Source organism: Sphingomonas metalli, from assembly GCF_014641735.1.
Taxonomy (GTDB): Bacteria; Pseudomonadota; Alphaproteobacteria; order Sphingomonadales; family Sphingomonadaceae; genus Sphingomonas; species Sphingomonas metalli.
The window spans coordinates 52,408-71,656 of sequence record NZ_BMIH01000006.1; the positions used below are offsets into that span (position 1 = coordinate 52,408).

The following is a 19,249-nucleotide window of genomic DNA, read 5'->3' on the forward strand; positions in this document are numbered from 1 at the left end:
GGCCACGCCCGATCGATTTTGCACAGTCGGAGAGCCGGATCAGATGCCGATGTCATAGGGCTTGGTGCGCGCCGGCTCGAGATCGAGACCCTTCTCCGGCTTAGCGTCGTTCGTCGATTGCCGCGCTGGCTCGGGGCTTGCAGGGCGAACCTTGCCACTGGTCTCCAGCGCGGACGTCTTTCCGCCGGCATTGCGGGCGAGCTGGCGTTCGAGCCGGACGGCGTTATCGACGACGAGCGTCAGCGAGTCTCGGAGCCGGGTGACGGTCACCAGGAAGGTTTGCTGGTTGACCAGCTTGGTGTCGCAGGTCTCCATGACGGCGATCCCGCGATCGGACGTCAGACCCTGCGCCATATGGGCGTTGAGCGCATAGGCGAGATCGAGGCGCTGCAGCATCGGGTCGTTGCGAGGCAGCGCGACAGTCTGGCCGCGTGATGTTTCTACGAGCACCTGATGCTCGTCGATCGACAGGACCTTGGCCTGGTCGGCGTTAAAAAGTCCTCGCTGATGGTCATTGGCCGTCCACCGAATGCGGTCCTTCTCATGCAGCTGCAGCTGCTTCGGCTGGTAAAGCTGCAACGGGCTCTCGCCCGCGCGGATGCGTAGCTTCTCCGGGCGAAGCGTACGCTCCTTTCCGCCGGACAGCCGCAGCGAGACCGTACCTGCGCGGTGGTCGATCGCCTCGACGATCGCGCGGGCCCGCGGCAGTTTCTGGCTCGCCTGAGCGCGGCTGATCTCCACGATCATGCCCTGCTCGAAGCTCTGTGGGCGGCGCAGTTCCTCGTCGGTAACGCTGACCCTTTCGAGCACGGTAAGCTCGACGCTCCCTGGCCCAACCTCTCCGCGGGTGATCAGACCCGACTGCACGGCCTCGTTCACCTCGCCCCGCAATCGACGCCCGGATGCGTAAATCGCGGTTCTCTCGCGCGCGCCGGGGTCGAGGGCGAGCCACCGCTCGGCTGCCTCGGCACTCCCGCGCCCCGGAGCTTCGACGGTGAAGGGAGCAAGCGCATCCATCGCGCGATCGATGGCACCGATCTGCGCGGCGGTAGCGGCCTCCTTGATGGCATCGCCCCGCGCGCGCAGGTTCTGGCTCATCTGCGCGGTCGGGGCGCCCGCCTGCTGCATGACGGAGAAGGGCTTGCCCGCGTCGACGGCCCCGAGCTGACGGGCGTCGCCGACGAACGCCATGCGGCCGACCCCGATCAGATTGGCGAGGCGGACGAGTTTCAGCTGGTCGTGGTTGGACAGCATCGAGGCTTCATCGACCAGGATCGCAGCGCCGCCGAGTTGACGGCGCGCGTCGGCTAGCGCGCTGCGATCGGGGGCAGGTCCGAGCAGCTTGTCATGTGCCTTGAGGAAGCGGGCCACGGTCATCGAGCCGATGCCGGTTTCCCGCTGCAGCATCTGGACGAGTGTGTTCTGGACGGCGAGGCCGACGACCTCATGGCCGCTCTGTCGAATGATCTCGGCCGCCGGTGCCAGCATGCTGCTCTTGCCAGCACCCGCCACGCCCTGAATTGCGACGATGCGGTCGGAGGACGCCAGGATCATCGCGCCCGCGGCAGCCTGACCGGGGTTCAGGACGATCTTCGACCGTGCTTCCGCGACAGCTGCCAGCCGTCCGAGTGCCTGCTCCTGCGCCACATAGGCAAGGCCGGCGCCGCGGCCTGCGTCAACCTCGCCGAGGATATGACGCTCGGTATCGAGCGCGCCCGCCGTCGTCATCATGTCGGCGCGGCGTCCGCGGCCCTCGACGAGCTGACCGCCCCGCGTCAGAATCTCGACACGGCGTTCCACGGCGTCGATCGTGACGGGCAAGCCCGTGTCGAGTGCGGCCTTGTAGATGTCTGTCTTCGGGAATGCCGCTTCGCGCTGCTCGAGGTGGCGAAGCGCCGAGGCGACCGCATGCGCGGCGGCCGCCCTCCCGGGGCCTCGCAGATGGCCATCGCCGGGCAGATAAGGGTCGCTTGGCGAGAGCCCCAGCCGTTCCCGAAGCGCGCCGATCACCGCCGATGCTCGATCCGCGATACTGTCCACCGCCTGCGCCAGCCTTGCCCACCCCGTCGGGATCTCCTGCTGCCGCGCATCCGCAGCCGCGATCATGGTGGCCAAGTCGAGACCAGCTTCCGTGGCGCTTGCCCGCCAGGCAGCATGCAGCGCCTGCCGATCCACGACAGGAGTCTTGTCGGGCCGCGTCATGAGCGTCGCTGCGGCGAACGCCTCGGGCGTGCGGGCGCCCATCTCTGCAACCTTGGCGAGGATCTGCTGACGGCGTGTGCTGAACGCCATCACGAGATTGCGGCCGATCCCGGCAGCTTCGAAATTGCCGTGCTTGGAGCGGTCGCCGACCTCGTAGCCGAGGGCCTCGACCCGCTCGCGAAAGCCCGTCATCGCGATCGAGTTGAGGAGCGTGTTGAGCGACCAGAGTTTCTCGTTGTGGAGGGCGCGCCACTTGCCGTCGGGTCCTTGCGTCACGTTGGCGATCACGGCGTGCAGATGCGCCTGCGGGTCCTGCGCGCGGCTGGTGTCGTGCTCGAACAGCGCCGCGACAAAATTAGCTGTGCCGACGACCTTCTCGCGCCCTTTCACCTCCATTCGCGTTTCCGCGGCATTGGTCTCGGCCCAGCGCAGCGTGTCCTTCACCGCTGCCCGGTAAGCCTCCAGAATGCGCCGGTCGCCGCCGACTAGGGCAAGCAGCGACCAGCTCTTGGGCAGCGAAAAGGTGAGGTCGATGCCGGCACGGTGCCGGTCGTGGGTCCCGACCTGGCTGCCGTCTGGCAAGCGCCCCTGAAGAAGCGCCTCGAACTGTGCCGCATCGACCTTGCCCCCGAGCCCGAGCGCCGCTGCGCCCCTGCCGAACCACTCGCCCGTCGCCTCCGGCTCGCCAGCGCTGTAATAATTGTCGGCGGCGAAATAGCCGGCCGCCCCCTTGGCCGAGCGGACGCTCGCGACCGAGAGCATGGGATCTCAAAAATCCAGCTCGGGTTCGCCTGGCGACTCAGGGTCAGACGGCGCGATCCCCTCGCGCAACTCGCGCCTGGACAGGTTCTCGGGCGCCGAGAGTGGCCTCATACCGCGCGACGGATCGACGCTCCCGGGGCGGCCAGGATCGGGGCTGTCCGACCGCTGACCGGCCTCTTGCTCGGGCGCGGTCCTGCTCGGCTCGGCCGTCGAGGACGGCACGAGAGCCGGAGCCTCTTCGCTGCCTGTCGATCGAAACCGTGCTTCCGGCTGCTCCGGAGCGGAGCGGCTCGATCGCGCGCCGGTGAGGCGGAACGGGGTTTCCACAGGTCTCTCGGCTGGCCGGCGATCCCGGTCCTGGTCTTCCCCTGTTGCGGCGGCTCTTTCGGGCAGGTCGGCGACCGTGTTCGATGCAGGCCCATGCCCTGTCCGGTCGCTGCTCGGGCCCGGTCCCTGGTCGCTCGCACCTGACGTCTGGCCGCTTTCGCTTTCCGGCTCCGAGACTCTGTCCCCCCTCGCTAGCCCGCGCCGCTTCGGGTCGATCGGACGCGGTTCGAACGGAGCGCTGACATCGCGGAAGGGGACATAGCGGAGCTGGATAGGCGCTGCGGGAAAGCCATCGGGGAACTTGAGATAGCCCTGGAGCCGGGGCAGGTTCATCAGCTGATCGGGGAGCAGTAACGGCTCGATCTGGCGCCGTGGCGTGAGGCTCACCGCATCGCGCGCATTGTTGTAGCCGTAGCTATAGCCTTCCTCCATTTCGCGGAACTGGCGATGGCCGACAAAGTCCGAGCACCAGGTGGCGGACTCGCGGTCGGCCGTGGCGAGCACGAGCTTGGTGCGGGCGAGCGCCGCCAGCGTCATCGCCATGTTGTCGCCATAGGTCTCCTTGAGCTTGGCATAAGCGTGGACCCCGACGACGATCGCACCGCCATAGTTGCGGGCGGTCTGGAGACCCTTCTCCAGCGCCGGCAAGCGATGGAGAGCGCCCAGTTCGTCGAACAGGAACCAGAGCTTCAGATCCGAGGTGCGCGGCCCCGCCATGAGCGTGTTCATGGCCGTATCCATCCAGACGGTGAGCAGGCGCGAGGCCACCGCCATGTCGACATAGCGCGCCGAGACGAACAGGAAGCTGCCGGGCGCGCCATCGCCCCGGACCCAGCGCCGCACCGAGAACGGCTGGCCCGTGGTCGGCAGCATGCGCAGGGCCTTGGCGTTGGCGTTGAACACCGCCCGGATCGACTCCGCCATGCGGGCGGCCTCGGGCGCGGTCAGCGGGTCGGCCACCGTGCCTTCCATCAGGCTATGCACATGGGCGAGGCTGGCGGTCATCAACTCGGTCGAGAGCGCCTCGTTGGTGGCGCGCCCTTCGGCGACCAGCTTGAGGCACATTTCGACGAAGAGCATGCGCGCGGCGAGGACCCAGAATTGCTCGGCACCACCGCCGTCATGAGGTACCAGCGCTTCCGCCGCCGCGGTGAAGGCAGCTTCATCGGGGCAGTCCTCGAACACTGACCATTGCGGGCAGCGCGCATCGAGCGGATTGAGGATCACGTCTCGCGCGGGATCGTGGAACGCCTCGATGAAGGCGCCGGTGAGGTCGAAGATCACGGCACGGTGACCGCGCCCGCGTACCTGACGGAGAAGGTCTCGGAGCGCGACAGTCTTGCCTGTCCCGGTGGTGCCGATCAGCATCGCGTGGCTCTGCTCCAGGCGCCACGGAAATGGCACGCCGGCAAGGTGGTAAGGCTCGTAGAGGTTCGCTTCGCGCCGCTCGGCCGCCGAGGCGAGCCGCCACCCACGGCCCAACAGGCGACGATATTCCGACGCCTGTTCGGCCCGATTGTGCGCCTCGATCTCACCGATCAGTGCCGGCAGGGTCGAGAGTGTTGCACCCCGCTCGTGGCGGCTCTCCTTCGAGCGTCGACCGAACCACGCCGCTGCCCAGCCGAAGGCCAAGGTGGCGGGGGCGGTGATCAGGGCCGCAACGAGCGCGCCGCTGCGTACCGCCGCCATGCACTTGGCCCAGGCCGTGACTATCAGGGGGTGGTTTGCCGCACGGGCGATCGGCACCAAAAGGGGTCCGCCATCGCGCGCCAGATTGACCGGCTTGCTGGGATCGAACTCGAACCAGGTGTAGCCGGCGACGTAGATCCGCATCCAGCACAGGTAGCTCTCCGCGTCGTTGAGCGCGGCGGTTACGCGCCACCAGATGAGGCTGCCAAAGGTGGCGAGCGCGAGCAGCAGCGGGCCTTTCAGGCCGGCCGCGAACATGAAGCTGAAATGGCCGATCAGCTGGCTGCCGCGGGTGAAGTTGACGAGCTTATGCCGCATGGGGACGACCCTCCTCGGCGAGGCGCGCTTTCCACAGGCGAAGCATCTCGTGGCGGAGCTCGGGATCGGGCTGGGCGGCGAGCAGGCCGTCGACCGCGATGGCGATGTAGAGGACGAGGTCCAGCACCTCGTCCACCCGCTCGCGCGCACCAGACAGCTCGTTGGCGATCAGTCGCCGGACGATTTTGCCGACGTCGGTTTGACGCGCTTGGGCAAGCGCAGTGAGCTCAGCGCGCATGCTGCTGCTGAGCCGAATGGCTATGAGTTCATGGTACGACACGTGCAACTCCATCCAGCCGGATGGAGCGCGGTCGCGCTTCGCAAGGCAGTGTCGGATTAGCAGATCGGCGGGGCTGTAGGAAAACGCTTTGTACGGTAGAGCTGCCGACGACCGCGGCCAATCTCAATGGCTTAGCGTAGTATAACGCCGTCTAACGAAATGCGTGGGCCTGTATAACGGGTATTGGGTAGCGTATTCAGCTGCTTCCCCTGCGGCTGCGCCGCGTAAGGTGTGCTCCCTTTGCGCCATATCGTCGAAGTGCTGCGGTCGGGATGGATGGACTGACGATCGGGTCTTGATCGGGGTGCCCGGTGGGAGCGCCGTCGCGAACCTTGGCTCCGGAAACGCGGTGTGATCAGTCGGGAAAGGACGCGGCAGGCGTGCTCAGGGAGAGGGACGCTGCTCTGGACGAGCAAAGCGAGAGAGGCGTGGTTGCCTCTCTCGCCGGCTTATGATTCGTCGCTGCGGCCAGCAGCCACGGTGTGAACGATCCGGTCCACCAGGTCCTGCATCAGGGTTTCGTAGTCACCCTCGTCAGCGACCCAGTAGCAGCCATCGTCGGTGCGGATGATGTGCTGGTCGAAGTAGCTGTAGGGCGCTCTTGCGGCGGCCCTGGCGTAGGCGGCCATATAGGCGTCGTGCTCAGCAGCAGCAGCAGCAGCAGCAGCGGCGGTGGTGATGATCGGGCTGTAGAAGGTCATCGTCCGTCCTCTCAATGTTCAAGTGAAAGACGGCGTCTGAGGGACAGCGGGGAAGATCGGGGGTCAGGGACCGCTCCGTCAGGAGCGGCCGCGTTAGCGGCGATGGGGGTCACGATTTTTTCGGCCGCGCGCTGACGCCGGCGGTGGAGTGCAGACCTCGATCGGCCGGAAAAATGGTGGGGCCCCGTCGTCCTTGAGGCCCGGTCTTCGCCGCTGTCATGCTTCCCCATGTCGAGCGAGTAGAAGAGCTCGGCCGGCGTGGGCTCGATGCCCGCGGCGGCCGATTGGATGCGGCACGCTGGAGGGGAGGACCTGCTCCGGTCTCCCGCAGAAATCCCTTTCCTACAGATACGCGGCTAGGCGAAGAGAGGATCGGAAGGGGCTTCGACCGACAGGAGAATGGTCGTGGCCAAGAAGAAGCCGAGCGCGCTAGATGCGCTCACCCGACATGACGAAGAACGGCGCCTGCTCGAGAGCCGGCGCGAGGAACTGCGGCGTGCTGCCGCACTCGAACTGGGGCTGATCGCGCTCGACGCGGGCGGTGGTGCGCTGGGCGCCGAAGGCCTGAGACAGGCGATCCGCTTGGCGCTCAAGGGGAACGGCGGTGAGCCCGCTGCCGGCAGAACGCGACCGCGCGACGAAACGATCCAGCCGGCGGTGAAGGGAGAGGGCGATGCCTGACCCGATCACCCGTGAGCCGATGAGCGATGTGGCCGAGGTCATCGCGATGCTGGCCGATCCGGCGACCAGCTACTGGCTGTGCGATGCGATCGTCTCAGCCTGCCAGCGCGATCCGTTCGACGCCGAGCGGGATGCGCTGGCGCTTGCGAGCCTGCTCACCCGCCGGCTCGACGCGATCGTCACGCGGCACTTCGGCAGCCCTCGGCAGGCATGACGAAGGCGCCCCGGCGGCGGTGCCGCCGGGGCGTATTCCGGGTCGTCAGAAGGGCAGGTCGTCGTCGATGTCGTTCTGGCCGGAAGGCTCGCCGCCACTCGCCGACTTGCCGCGGCTGAGGAACTGGACATCCTCGGCGATGATCTCGCAGCCGTACCGCTCGACCCCCTCGCGATCGGTCCACTTGCTGTAGTGGATGCGGCCGCGCACCGACACCAGCATCCCTTTGGTCGCGTATTGCGCGACCGTCTTGCCGAGGCCGTTGAAGCAGGTGATGCGGTGCCACTCGGTCTCCTTGGCGGTATAGCCGTTCGCATCCTTGAAGGTCTTGCCCTCCTGATCGCGCTTGGGCCGGCTGGTGCCGAGGCTGAGGGTGGTGACACGGGTCTCGCCGCGGGTGGAGCGGGTCTCGGGATCGGTGCCGAGATTGCCGACGAGAAGAACGGTGTTGGTCATGGCGCTTGCTCCTTTCGGATCGTCGGGACCGTCCCGATCGACGGAGCCCCGGCCATGGCGAGGCAGCCGGGCGGAGGCACCGAGCGGCCCGCAGGGCCGGAAGGGGAACCCTGGGAGACTAGGCTGGCGCGGGCAGCGGAGGCGAAGCCGGAGCAACACGGGCCTGGTCGGGAAGGGTTGCCTGCGCTCGCGCCCGTCATAGGGGTGAGCAGTCGATGGGAACGGTCCTGACCCGGCCGGATTGCGGGCGCCCGAGAGTGCTACCGTTTGGTGCTGGAGGTTCTCGCCGATCGACACAGACGGTTTCCGCCATAGCGCGCCCACGCCAGCGCATAGCCGTCCCGGACCATCGCGCAGGAGAGGTCGCCGACTTGCTGAGAACGGCACAAGGCGCCGGTCCGATCGCCCTTCGCTGAACCGTTCGACACGCAGGTGAGAGGGGAATCACGGACCACGATATGACCGGTGCGAAGCGTTCCGCGGGCCCCGCCCAGCAGGGCAACGAGATGGTCGCGCGCGGCGCGACCGCTGGCGCGAGGACACGGATGTCCTGGCCGGCAGGTCTCGTCCATCTCGCGGGCGGCGATGCCTTCCAGCCGAATGCGCGGCCCTTCCGCACACCAGATCGGACCGTCCCCGTCCCAAACCGCGACGGGCGTACAGGTGAAGGTGGTGCCGGGGGCGACGACGCTGGCGAGGAGCAGAAGCGGGATCATCGCCGATGCTCTTACGCAAGGATGCACGACAGGCCACCCTGCAGCGCAGCGGCCGACAGGCGAGCGGTTTGAGGCGGCAAGGGAGCGAGCTAGTGCGGACGGAATGACCCTGATCAAGCCTGTCAGCGAGACCACGCTCTATGCGCCGATCAAGCGCTTCCTCGAGCGTCATGGGTTCGAGGTGAAGGGGGAGATCTGCGGCTGCGACATCGTCGGACTGGCACCCGGCGAACCCCCGCTCGTGGTCGTCACCGAACTCAAGCTATCCTTCTCGCTCGAGCTGCTGCTGCAGGCGGTCGAGCGGACGCGCTCGTCCGACATCGTCTATGTTGCGGTGCCGGCGACGCGCCGCGGCCGGGACCAGGACCGCCGGGTGCATCGGCTCTGCCGGTTGCTGGGGCTGGGCCTGCTCGCGGTCGACCTGCGACTCGGCACGGTCACCGTGCTCGCCGAGCCTGCGCCCTACCGGCCGCGTCCGAATCTGCCGCAGCGACGGCGGCTGGTGGCCGAGCATCGCCGTCGGAAGGGCGACCCGACCCAGGGTGGATTGACCCGCCAGCCGATCATGACGGCGTATCGCCAGCGCACGATCGCGTGCGCCCAGGCGATGCGGGAAGGACCGAAGCGCCCGAGGGATCTGCGCGGGCTCGCGAAGGATGCGGGCGCTATCCTGCTGCGCAACGTTTATGGCTGGTTCGAGCGCGTGGAGAAGGGGCTTTATGCGCTATCCGAGAGTGGTCGGCTCGCGATCGGCGAGAGCGAGAAGAGATCGTCGCCAACCCCGGAGCAGGAAGCGGCATAGCCTGCAGCCGGGAAAGAAGGGCGCCGCCGAAGCGGCGCCCGGAAGGGCTCAAGCCGCGACCGCTTCGCCCGAGGTACGGGCGTGGTGCTTGGGGTTGGTGCCGAGCGGACCACGCCGGTCGACGACGGCGATCCCGCGCTCCTTGGCCTGGATGACGAGCCGCTCCAGCACGCCGTTGCCGGCGAACGCGACGACGTAGCGCGGCTTCAACCCGAGCATCTGCTCGTTGCGACGGAAGCCTGCCCGAGCGCCGAGCCGGGTGTCGAGACTGAACGCGATCTGCGGTATCTTGTGACGCTCGGCCCAGGACGCCGCGAGCCGGTCGGCACCCTTGCCATCGCCGCCATGGACGAGGACCATGTCGGCGACATTGGCGCGCACCCGGTCGAGCGTGCGCCAGATCGCGTCGCCATAGGCCTTGGCATCGTCCGCGCTACCGAAGCTCAGCCGTCCGCCGGCAAAGATGACGGGCGTGCCCTCGGGCATCGCGGCCCGGCGCTTGCCTTCGGCGCGGGCCTTCAGGAACTCGCGTCCCTGGACCACAGCGGAGGTGCTCACCGCATCGTGGCTGAGCCGCGAGCCGCCGGCCGGCTTCCAGGACGATCCGGTCTCGGCGAGGTAGAGCGCGGCCGCCGTTTCGCGGAGTGCCTCCAGCGCCAGCATCTCGCCTTCGGCGGCTTGCGCGCGCTCGACCTGCTGTTCGAGTTCAGCGGTGTGGACCTCCGAGCCGTCGTTGGTCGCGAGCAGCAGCCGGATCTCGTCGGTTGCCCGGTCGATGCGGGTCGAGGCCTTGGCAGCGGCGCGGTGGAAGAGGTTTACGAAACCCCAGCCAAGCTCCTCGGCTTGGTCCTCGAGGATGGTGTCGGTGAACAGTGCGAACAGGTCGGACCAGACGGCGGCGAGCGTCTGGTCGATGGCTTCCGGCTCGGGTCGGGCGAGGGGACGCGCACCGGGATCGCTGGCGATCGAGAAATGCCCGAGTTCGAGCGCGGCGAGTTGGGCGGCAAGGGTGGTCGGCATGAGAGGTCTCCTGTCAGACGCCGCGGATCTGCGGCGACGCGTGCCCTCCACCCGGCGGCATCAGGGCCGGGCGCCACTCCCCGACAAGGCTGGCGCGGGCCGCCTCGCGAGGGCGTCAGCCCAAGCAAGGCAACACGGGCCGCAGGCGGGCGGGTTGCGCCTGGACCGCCGGCGGGTAGAGGGCCTCTCGCGCCCGCACCGCGGCACTGGCCGAACCTCGTATCCGGCTCTCAGGCGACGAGCCTCGGCTGGCTTTCGGGCGCGCATGCCAGCCCGATCTCGCGTGCGATCCGTGCCGCCAGCCGGGAGTGGTCGACCAGCTCGGTCATGCGAGCCCAATGGTTGCGCTCGCCGACATAGTCGGACCGGCCTCGGCAGCGGCGGAACAGGATCTCGCCCGGCCCGAAGCCTCCGATTGAGACCTGGCAATAGAGCTCGTCTCCGTGCAGGATGACCTCGCCCGACACCGCAGGACCGCCAGCGCAGACGCGAATGTCATATCGACCTCGTTCGAGGTGCAGCGCGTCGGCGAGCCGTTTCAGCGCCCGCCGTGCTTCCGTGTGGAAGGTCCGCTTGGCATCAGCGTCATGGTCGACGCCGCGCGCCGCGAGCAGGGTGAGCAACGGGGTGCGCGCAATCTCGGCCAAGGCATCGCCGCAGAGCGTGCGAAGGGCCGGCCGATCCGGCATCGTGGTCGTTGCGACAGCCCCGAGATGCTGGGCGAGTAGCACCACGGCAGGGTCGGATTCGAATGACTTGCCGGCGTTGCGGCAGTCCTGGGCAGCGGCCTGAATGGCGTGGAGGCAGGCAGCAATGGTGTCGAGGCCGCTCGGATCGAGCGCCTGTGCGAAGCGGTAGCCGACGTCGTAGGTCATGAGGAAATCTCCTGAGGAGAGGAGGTGCAGCGGGGAGCCCTGCGGGCCGCCGAGAGGGTGCGGGTCAGGCGGCGAGCGAGAGCTCGGCGGGGCGCTCGGCGCGGCCGAGCTTCAGCAGATAGGCGGAGGCCTCCTCGGCCTTGGCGGCCGCGGTCAGGATCGCGCGGGCATCGGTCTTGAGGACCTTGAGCCAGCTGCCGAGATAGCTCGCATGATCGTCGAGATGGTCGACCGGTAGCCCAAGTTCGGCGCCGATCATCGCCGAGGCGAGCTCGGCGACCAGCTCCTCGACGGCGTAAGCGTCGCTCCCGAAGCGACCACCCAGCGAGCGGTCCAGTCGGCTTCGGTGTCCCGTCCAGTGCGCAAGCTCATGCGCCAGTGTCGACCGGTAGAGGTCGCGCGTCCGGAACTGCGACACCTCCGGCATGGTGATCTGGTCGGTCGAGGGCATGTAATAGGCCTCGCTGCCAACGTGGCGCAGCGACGCCGGGATAGCGGCGAAGAAGGTGTCGAGCTCGCGATCACGCGCAGTCGGTTCGGGCAGCGACACGGGCTCGGGCCGGAACCGCTCGGGCAGTCCCTCGATCTGGTCGACGTTGAAGACGGTAAAGCTCTTCAGCACGCGGCGCGCCTCGTCTTCGCGCTCGCCCGTCGCGGGATCCTCAATCTCCTTGGTATAGCTCTTGTAGAAGATGGCGAGCGTACCGCGCTCGCCCTTGCGCACCTGGGCTCCGAGCAGCTGTGCCTGGTGGTAGGTCATCCAGGTCGGCGAGCCGAAGCCGCGTGATTGTGCCGCCATCCAGAGCCAGATGACGTTGACCCCTCGATAAGGCGTTCCGCAGACGCGCAAGGGCCTGGAGACAGGACCGCCGGTCCAGGGTTGGCGCCATGGCCTGACGCCGGCCTCCAGGCGTTCGATGATGGCGTTGGTGATTGTCTCGGCGGGGCTGGTCGGCGGGGTGGATCGGCTGTGGCGCATCGCGCGGCTCCTCTGATCACGAGCCGGATCGGCTCGCCCCGGCGACAGCCGTCTCCCCTCTCTCGCGAAGCCGAAGACAAAGGGGCGACCTCCGGTGGAGGCCGCCCCAGAATGCCGCGTGCCGCTCAGGCAGCGTCGCGGTCGATCACGTCGCGGGCATGATCGAGCTCGGTCGCGCTGGCGTCCGCTTCGTCCGGCAGCGTGGCCGGATCGCCGTCGGCTTGCCGGGCAGGTTCGGGTGCGAAGCGCATTGCGGCCGGCAGCCACGCCCGTGCGGCCTGCTTGGTGCTGACCTCGCCGATGAAGTCGCCAGCACAGATCTTCTCGCAGGTGGCGGCGAGGTCGGCCTTCTTGGCATTGCCGTAGCGCGCGGCAAGTGCGGGTCCGTCGATCTCGGTCAGAACGTCGAACATGACGGGCTTGGTGACCTTGTCGAAGAAGTTTGCCGCTGTCGGCCGCCACCAGGCGGCGACGTCGATGCCGAGCAGATGGCCCAGATGATCGTGGAAGCGGCAGCCGCCAGTGCCCGTGCCCGCAACGCTCGCCTCGAGACTGCCGGCAACCGCGTGGCCGAGCCACGCCGCTCGTTCGTCGGGCCCGAGCGCGCGAAAGGCGTCGAACCGCGCCTCGGCGGTATCGAGAGTGGTCCAGCTGCTATCGAGCGCCTGGCCGGCTTCTACCCGGGCGAGGGTGGCGGGCGCTTCGGGGATCTTGAACCCGATCACCGGCTCCTGCGGCGGCCTGGCGTTGAGCGACGAGCCGTACCGCTCCACCCCGTGGCCGGGCTTGCGGTCGACCATCAGGAAGATCGCGAGATCGAGCGCGAAGTCGGGATCGGCCGCGACATGGACCGCGAGGATATCGCGGCGCTGGATCGCGAGCTCGTCGGTCAGCCGCTGCGAGAGACCGACGGTCCGCGGGGCAGGCTCGCTCGCCTCGTCGTCGCCGTCGCCGTCGTCGGGTCCATTCTCCTCCTGCGGCGTACGCTCGATATAGAGCGTCTGGTGCAGCCGCGGCGTGCCGTCGGGGCCGAGGACGAGGAAGGCACCGATCTGGGGTCGGAGTGCCTCGTCGAGCACCGGCGGCTTGTCGGTGATCGCCTCGACCGCCTTCTCGATGGTCTCGAGCTCGGTCTCGGCCTCCGCCCGGTCTTGGTCGCTGCTCGCCTCGTCCTCCAGCAGCGCGATCTTGTCCGCTGCCTGAGCCTCAAGCGCCGCGACCTGCTCCTGCTCGCTCTCGGTCAGCGCCGCAGGCTTGAGTTCGACCCGCTCGAGACCCTCGGTCTGCTGCCAGTCGACATAGCGGTCGAGCGTCGAGCGGATCCAGGCATAGCCGGTTTCGGCCGCGAGCGTCGCGGCGGCCTCGTCCATCGTCTCGTTGGCGAGTCGTTCGAGGATGGCGATGTCGAGCCAGCGGGTGGAGGTGTCGTCGGCGAAGAGGTCACGGTCGATGCGGCCGCCTGCTGCGAGGTAGGCGTCCTCGCCGACGAGCCGGGCGCGCGGATCGGCGGCGGAGACGGTCGCCTGCGTCATCATGCGCCGGATGCTGTCCGGGTGTGCGCCGCCATAGCCGCGGCTCATCTGGTCGAAGACATGCGCCTGGCGCTCGCGGTCGGGCGTCGAGGCATAGGCCTTGGCGACGTCGAGGGTGATCTCGCCGTCGGCGAGTGCCTGGAACACCACCGGCGCGAGGCTCGCGAGCCGGAGGCGGCCTTCGACGAACCGCACGGTAACGCCGAACCGACGAGCCACGCCGTCGACGTCCGAACCCTGTTCGATGAAGTGCTGGAAGGCGAGGCATTCGTCCGCCGGGTTCAGCGCCAGCTTCTGGAAGTTCTCGGCCAGGCTCGCCTCGGCCACCGCGCTACCGAGATCGTCGAGCACGAGGCAGGGCACCGCGAAGTCGGCGGCGAGCTTGCCGTCGTCTGCGAGCGCCTTCAGCGCGGCATGGCGACGACCACCTGCCTCGACGGCGAAGGTGCCGCGCGGCTTCTTGTTGGCGGTCACGATCAGGTTCTGGAGCAGGCCACGCGCTTCGATGTCGGCACGGAGCTGGGCGTCGGCGGCGGCATCGCTGCGGCGGCGGACATTGCGCTTGGAGGGCACGAGCTTGGCAAGCGGGATAGTCTGGATCATCGTCTTCACTCCTGGTGACGAGCCCGCGTGCGCTCACGCCGGCTCGCGCCATCCGACGCGTCCTCCTCTCTCAAACGGTGCGGGGAATGCCCGATCAGGCGATCAGACGGCTGAGGCGTTCGTCGACCGATGCGGCGAAGGGGTTGATCACGACAGTGCCGCGCCACGCGAAGCCGCTCGACATGTCCTCGGAGAGGAGCAGCGCGCATCCTGCCTCGGCGGCGGCGTTGAGGATCAGCGCGTCCCAGAGCTGCAGCTGGTGGGCGCTGGAGAGATCGAGCGCCGAGAGGAAGGCCGAGCTGTTGCTGTCGGCCGTCCCGAACGCTCGGGCCATGCGGAGCACCGTCTCGCGCGCCTCGTCGCGCGAGGCACCCGACCGGTTCAGCACCACATAGAGTTCGCCGAGGACCTGGACAGGGGCGATGAGCGAGGCTCGACTCCGCAATTGCCTCAGGAGCGTGCGGCCGGCTTCGATCTTTGCGGCATCGTCGGGATGGCGACCGACGCCGGCGATATAGGCCAGGACGTTGGTGTCGAACGCGATACGGCTCACTCGTACAGATCCTCGCGCCGCCAGCCCTGGCCGTTGCGGCGGGGCAGGGCAGAGACGAAGTCGAGCAGGGCGTCGATCTCGGGGCCTTGCCGGTCGAGGTTGTCGACCGGGGTGACCTTTGCGACGGGGCGGCCACGCGAGGTGACGACGAAGCTCTCGCCCTCCTGCACCTCGCGGAGCAGTTCGGAGAAGCGCTGGTTTGCGTCGCTGGCGCTGATCGCCCGTTCCATCACCGATCCTTTCTAGTGGTTACACCTAAATAGAGGATGAGCGTCCTTGTGTCGACTGCTCACCGGCCGCCGGACAGACGCTCGACGATCTCCGCGGCCCTGATAGCGGGGACGAACAACCGGGTCTGGTAGCGGATGATCTCGGTGAAGCAGCCGAGCGCCTTGAGTTCGCCGAGGCGGGCGGGGTCGAAGCCGACAAGTTCGAGCCGCCGTTCGCCACCCACCAGCGAGCGCTTCAGCTGAACCGAGCGCGTGCCGGGGATGGTACAGCACCGGCCGGTCTCGAGCACTCCGGACACCAGGGCAGAAACCGGAACGGCGTGGTCAAGGTCCAAGCCGAACCGGCGACCCAGCTCAGAGACGGCGGCCGCGGGAACGGGCCTGCCGAGGAGCGACCGGCCCTTCTCGTCGACGACCCGCAGCACCTGGACGTGATCATCGGGGAGGGCATCCCAGATCGGCAGAAGTAATCCGGTCGCGAGATGCATCGTCTCGCTCTGCGTCGATGCCGTCGCCTCCTCCACCTCAGCGTTCCATGCCGCAGCGAAGGCCGTACTGTCGGCGGGACGCCAATGCGTTTCGTCGAACTGGCCATGGCCGATATGCTCGCGGCGGAGAGGCCGGACCAGCTCGTAGCGGCGGAGCGGCAGGCCGGCTTCGTTGAGAAGGCTGCGGGCATGCAATCGGACCGCGGCGCGGCCCGAGCGATCGTTGATCAGGAGACACGAGCCGTCGCGCTCGGCGAGCCGCAGGGCCGCCTCTGACCGGAGCGGCCGGGGTCGCTGTTCGAGATCGAGGGTGAGGAGGTGGCTCGTCGCGCCGCTCGACGGATCGGTCCGCAGGATACGATCATTTCTGACGGTCAGTGTCTCGACGAGGAGCGTCTCGACACCGACATCGAGGGTTCCGGCTTCGCGTGCCGCGGCGACCTGTGCCTCGACGAGCCCAAGATACTCCTCGAAGATCGCATTCTGGAGCGCGATCGGAAAGGCGAGGAGCCGGTTGAGCCAGCGCTGGATCGGCGGAAGATCGTCGCGCAAGCCGCCGCCTTCGGCTTCCAGCACGAGCCCGGATCGCCCCTGGAAGTCGGCGCAGGTGATCGACCGGAGCTTGCCGGCGAACAGCAACCGGTACCAGTTCGTGAGCGCGTCCTTGGCATAGTCGCTCTCGAGGTTGTCGGCCGGGTTGAAGAGGTTCTGGCCGCCGGTCTGCCGTTGCCCTCGGGTCAGCGCGCCGAGCGCATCGAGACGCCGCGCGATGGTCGAGATGAACCGGCGTTCGCCGCGTACGTCGGTGGTGACCGGCCGGAACAAGGGGGCGGACGCCTGCGCGCTTCGGTGCGTGCGCCCGAGCCCCTGAATGGCCGCATCGGCGCGCCAGCCGGGTTCGAGCAGATAGTGGATGCGGCGTGCCTGGTTCCTGGCCTTGAGGCACGCATGGTAGCTGCGGCCGGTGCCGCCCGCGTCGCTGAAGACGAGCAGCTTCTTGTTGCCGTCCATGAAGGCCTGCGCTTCAGCGAGGTTGCTGCGCGGCGACCGGCGTTCGAGCCGCTGCTGGCGGGCGCGGTCGAGCACGAGCCGCCGGGTGCGGCCGGTCACTTCCGCGACACGGTCGGTTCCGAACCGCTCGAGAATGGCATCGAGGGCGGTGGCGACCGGGGGCAGCGCACAGAGCTGCTCGACCATGCTGTCCCGCGCCTCGATCGCTGCCCGGCAGTGAACGGGATGGCCCTGGTCATCGACCATGGGTTCGGAGCGGATGTTGCCGTCAGGATCGGTGAAGACCCGCATCTGCCGCGTCGGGAAAGCGCGGACCAGATAGTCGACGACATATTCGCGCGGCGAAAGGTCGATCTCGAGCGTCTCGCGCTCGGCTGGATCGAGGTCGGCGAGCCGGCGGTCGAGCATGGCTTCGGAGGTCGAGACGAGCTGCACGACGACCGCGTTCCCGTTTTCCAGATCGGTCGCGATCGCCGGCAGGAGGCTCGGCAGCTTGGCCGAGAGCAAGAGCTGGGCGAAGAAGCGCTGCTTGACGCTCTCGAAGCGGGAGAGCGCGGCCGACTTGGCATTGGCGTTGAGGGTCGACCCCGACGCGCTGTCGACGACGCGGGTCGCTTCGAGCGCGGCGCCAAGATTGCGGTGGATGATTGCCCAGGCCTCGGCGTAGGCGTCGTAGACGCGGACCTGCTCGGAGGTGAGCGCATGCTCCAGCAGATCATATTCGACACCAGCAAACGAGAGCGCCCGGGCGGTGTAGAGGCCGAGCGCCTTCAGGTCGCGCGCGACGAGCTCCATCGCCGCGATGCCGCCGGCGCGGACACCGGTGATGAACGCCTCGCGGGTCGCAAACGCTGTCCCGGGGCCCCACAGGCCGAGCCGGCTGGCATAGCTCAGGTTGGCGACGTCCGACGCACCGGTCGCCGAGACATAGAGGGCGCGGGCGCGGGGCAGGCGGTTCTGGAGCCGCAGGCCGGCGAGGCCCTGTTCCGAGCCCTTGATGCGACCGCGAGAACCCTCGCCCCCGGCGGCGTTGGCGAGCGCGTGCGCCTCGTCGAACGCGATTAGGCCCTCGAAGCTTTCGCCCGCCCACTCGAGGATCTGCTGGAGGCGGGTGACCTCCTCCCGTCCCGATCGGAGCGTCGGATAGGTGACGAAGAGGATGCCCTCGTCAAGCGTGATGGGCGTGCCGAGCTTCCACTGCGACAGCGGCTGCACGTCGAGGCTCATGCCGCCGAGCGCGCTCCAGTCGCGCCGCGCGTCCTCGAGCAGCGTCTCGTTCTTGCTGAGCCAGATGTGCCGCTTGCGCCCCCGTGCCCACTGATCGCGGATGATGCCGGCAATCTGCCGGCCCTTGCCGGCACCGGTGCCGTCGCCGAGGAAGAAGCCCTGTCGATAGGCGATCCCGTCCTCCGCCATCGTGAGGTCGGTGCCGGCCTCGTCCGCGACGAAGTGGCCGGGCAGGTCGCGCTCGAAGGCACCGCCGGCATAGACGAGCGTCTCGAGCTGCGCGGCCGAGAGCAGGGCTTGGCGCACGACGCCGGAGGGCAGGAGAGGCTGGTAGGCCGGCTTGGGCGCTGCGATCGATCCCATGGCGAGCGATTCGACGAGCGGCGTCGGATGCTCTGCGGCCCCGGGCAGCGCCAGGCGGCTTGGGCGCCATGCCATGTAGATGCCGGCCGGCTCGCCTTCTGGTGCGGGATCATCGAGGGTCACCACCTCGATCGGCTGCTCACCGTCGGGCTCGACAGCGCCCGGCTGGGGGCGCGGCGTCGGGGTTTGTGACTGGCGGCGGAATAGAGACAGCCGTGTCCGAGGCGTGGGTGGCGTCGGATCGCTTGGATGCGCGCGAGCAGGCAGGTGTTGGACAGCGTCCAGCAACGCTGGGAGGCCGGTCATCTCCTGCTCGACTGGGCCCTCATCTGGAGTCAGAACCTTATCGAGCACGAGCAGGCGGACGGCGATGCCGGTTCCGTGCTTCACGTACAGGCCGCGGGGCAGGGCCGCGTCGAGGCGGATGGTCGCCTCCGATCCAAGCGTCTGGCTGTCGAACCAGGTCGGCATGATCGCAACCGCGCGTCCGCCGCATTTGAGGCGGCGGAGGCTGGCTTTGAGGTGCCGAGCGGCCGCATGCCGGTCGACCGGGCGGCCAATTGAGCGCGCAAAGGGCGGGTTGATCAGGAGAATGTCGGCTTGGACGTTGACCGGCAGCAGATCGTCGACGAGTTCGCCATCGTAACCGCTGATCCGCGCCTGTGGAAAGGCCCGCTCGAGGCAGTGTCGGCGACTGGGATCGATCTCGTTCAGCACGAGGGCGGCCCCGAGCTTCGCCGCCGGCCAGACGAGCAATCCGGTGCCGGCGGAGGGTTCGAGCACGGTGTCAAACGGGCGGAGTTGTGCTGCCACGCTCATCGCCCACGCGATCGGGGCAGGGGTGGAGAATTGCTGGAAGGCGAGCTGGTCTTCGGTGCGCACCGTCTGTGTCGGCAGCCGGCGGCCCAGATCGATCAGAGCGTCCAGCGCGACCGACGGGCTGGAGAGGTCCACGCCCGCACCGGCTGACCCCAACCAGAGCACTTGCGCGAGTTCGAGCGCATCGTAGGCGTGGCGCATCGACCAGCCGCCATCGGCGGCGGAGCGGCCTGTCGCGGAGGCAAGCAGGTCCCGCAGCAGGCGGGCGTCGATCACCTCGCCGGCCTGGAGGAAGTCGCAAAGGCGATGCGCGACGGCGAGGACGGGATCGGCAGGAGCTTCGAGGCGAAGCGCGGCAGCGGTCATGGCAGAGACTCCGGCCCGGCCGGCTCCAGCGCCGA

The 19,249-nt window shown here is 68.3% G+C and carries 16 protein-coding genes; 3 read left to right on the forward strand and 13 right to left on the reverse strand.

The window, feature by feature from the left end; genetic code table 11:
* Positions 1-39: 39 nt before the first annotated feature.
* The 4 genes from mobF to IEX18_RS17555 form a co-directional block, all read right to left on the reverse strand.
* The gene (mobF, locus tag IEX18_RS17540; protein ID WP_188660972.1) at positions 40-2,964 is read right to left on the reverse strand and encodes a MobF family relaxase; all 2,925 of its coding nucleotides are present in this window, start codon (positions 2,962-2,964) and stop codon (positions 40-42) included.
* A 6-nt stretch (positions 2,965-2,970) separates the two neighbouring features.
* Entirely contained in the window at positions 2,971-5,298 is a 2,328-nt protein-coding gene (locus tag IEX18_RS17545) for a type IV secretion system DNA-binding domain-containing protein (protein ID WP_188660975.1), read from the reverse strand.
* Positions 5,288-5,536, reverse strand: a complete 249-nt coding sequence (locus IEX18_RS17550; protein WP_188660977.1) for an ATP-binding cassette domain-containing protein — start codon at positions 5,534-5,536, stop codon at positions 5,288-5,290. Before IEX18_RS17550 ends, IEX18_RS17545 begins: the two co-directional genes overlap by 11 nt.
* A gap of 491 nt (positions 5,537-6,027) precedes the next feature.
* Complete coding sequence (locus IEX18_RS17555) at positions 6,028-6,279, reverse strand: hypothetical protein (RefSeq protein ID WP_229664692.1); 252 nt, start codon at positions 6,277-6,279, stop codon at positions 6,028-6,030.
* 405 nt (positions 6,280-6,684) lie between these two features.
* Between IEX18_RS17555 and IEX18_RS17560 the strand changes: the two genes are divergently transcribed.
* Both IEX18_RS17560 and IEX18_RS17565 read left to right on the forward strand, forming a co-directional pair.
* The gene (locus IEX18_RS17560) at positions 6,685-6,960 is read left to right on the forward strand and encodes a DUF6437 family protein (RefSeq protein ID WP_188660979.1); all 276 of its coding nucleotides are present in this window, start codon (positions 6,685-6,687) and stop codon (positions 6,958-6,960) included.
* The gene (locus IEX18_RS17565) at positions 6,953-7,174 is read left to right on the forward strand and encodes a hypothetical protein (RefSeq protein WP_229664693.1); all 222 of its coding nucleotides are present in this window, start codon (positions 6,953-6,955) and stop codon (positions 7,172-7,174) included. Before IEX18_RS17560 ends, IEX18_RS17565 begins: the two co-directional genes overlap by 8 nt.
* Positions 7,175-7,219: 45 nt before the next feature.
* On the opposite strand, the gene IEX18_RS17570 is transcribed toward IEX18_RS17565, so the two are convergent.
* Both IEX18_RS17570 and IEX18_RS17575 read right to left on the reverse strand, forming a co-directional pair.
* Entirely contained in the window at positions 7,220-7,630 is a 411-nt protein-coding gene (locus IEX18_RS17570) for a single-stranded DNA-binding protein (RefSeq protein ID WP_188660981.1), read from the reverse strand.
* 260 nt (positions 7,631-7,890) lie between these two features.
* Positions 7,891-8,346, reverse strand: coding sequence for a thermonuclease family protein (locus IEX18_RS17575; RefSeq protein ID WP_188660984.1), 456 nt, complete (start codon positions 8,344-8,346; stop codon positions 7,891-7,893).
* A gap of 103 nt (positions 8,347-8,449) precedes the next feature.
* Between IEX18_RS17575 and IEX18_RS17580 the strand changes: the two genes are divergently transcribed.
* Entirely contained in the window at positions 8,450-9,148 is a 699-nt protein-coding gene (locus IEX18_RS17580) for a DUF2161 family putative PD-(D/E)XK-type phosphodiesterase (RefSeq protein WP_188660987.1), read from the forward strand.
* Between the two features lie 48 nt (positions 9,149-9,196).
* Here the strand turns inward: IEX18_RS17580 and IEX18_RS17585 are convergent, their stop codons facing one another.
* The 7 genes from IEX18_RS17585 to IEX18_RS17615 form a co-directional block, all read right to left on the reverse strand.
* Complete coding sequence (locus IEX18_RS17585) at positions 9,197-10,168, reverse strand: DUF2493 domain-containing protein (RefSeq protein ID WP_188660990.1); 972 nt, start codon at positions 10,166-10,168, stop codon at positions 9,197-9,199.
* A 230-nt stretch (positions 10,169-10,398) separates the two neighbouring features.
* Positions 10,399-11,043 (reverse strand): hypothetical protein, encoded by a 645-nt coding sequence (locus IEX18_RS17590; RefSeq protein WP_188660993.1) that lies wholly within the window; start codon positions 11,041-11,043, stop codon positions 10,399-10,401.
* Between the two features lie 64 nt (positions 11,044-11,107).
* Positions 11,108-12,022, reverse strand: a complete 915-nt coding sequence (locus IEX18_RS17595) for an ArdC family protein (RefSeq protein ID WP_188660995.1) — start codon at positions 12,020-12,022, stop codon at positions 11,108-11,110.
* A gap of 125 nt (positions 12,023-12,147) precedes the next feature.
* Positions 12,148-14,157 carry a ParB/RepB/Spo0J family partition protein gene (locus tag IEX18_RS17600; RefSeq protein ID WP_188660998.1) on the reverse strand — a complete coding sequence of 670 codons (2,010 nt, stop codon included), beginning with the start codon at positions 14,155-14,157 and terminating at the stop codon, positions 12,148-12,150.
* Between the two features lie 94 nt (positions 14,158-14,251).
* Complete coding sequence (locus IEX18_RS17605; RefSeq protein ID WP_183930269.1) at positions 14,252-14,710, reverse strand: PIN domain-containing protein; 459 nt, start codon at positions 14,708-14,710, stop codon at positions 14,252-14,254.
* Positions 14,707-14,940 carry a type II toxin-antitoxin system Phd/YefM family antitoxin gene (locus IEX18_RS17610; RefSeq protein ID WP_183930271.1) on the reverse strand — a complete coding sequence of 78 codons (234 nt, stop codon included), beginning with the start codon at positions 14,938-14,940 and terminating at the stop codon, positions 14,707-14,709. The genes IEX18_RS17605 and IEX18_RS17610 overlap by 4 nt, the downstream gene beginning before the upstream one ends.
* Before the next feature lie 59 nt (positions 14,941-14,999).
* The gene (locus tag IEX18_RS17615) at positions 15,000-19,214 is read right to left on the reverse strand and encodes a strawberry notch-like NTP hydrolase domain-containing protein (RefSeq protein ID WP_308419360.1); all 4,215 of its coding nucleotides are present in this window, start codon (positions 19,212-19,214) and stop codon (positions 15,000-15,002) included.
* Positions 19,215-19,249: the final 35 nt, after the last annotated feature.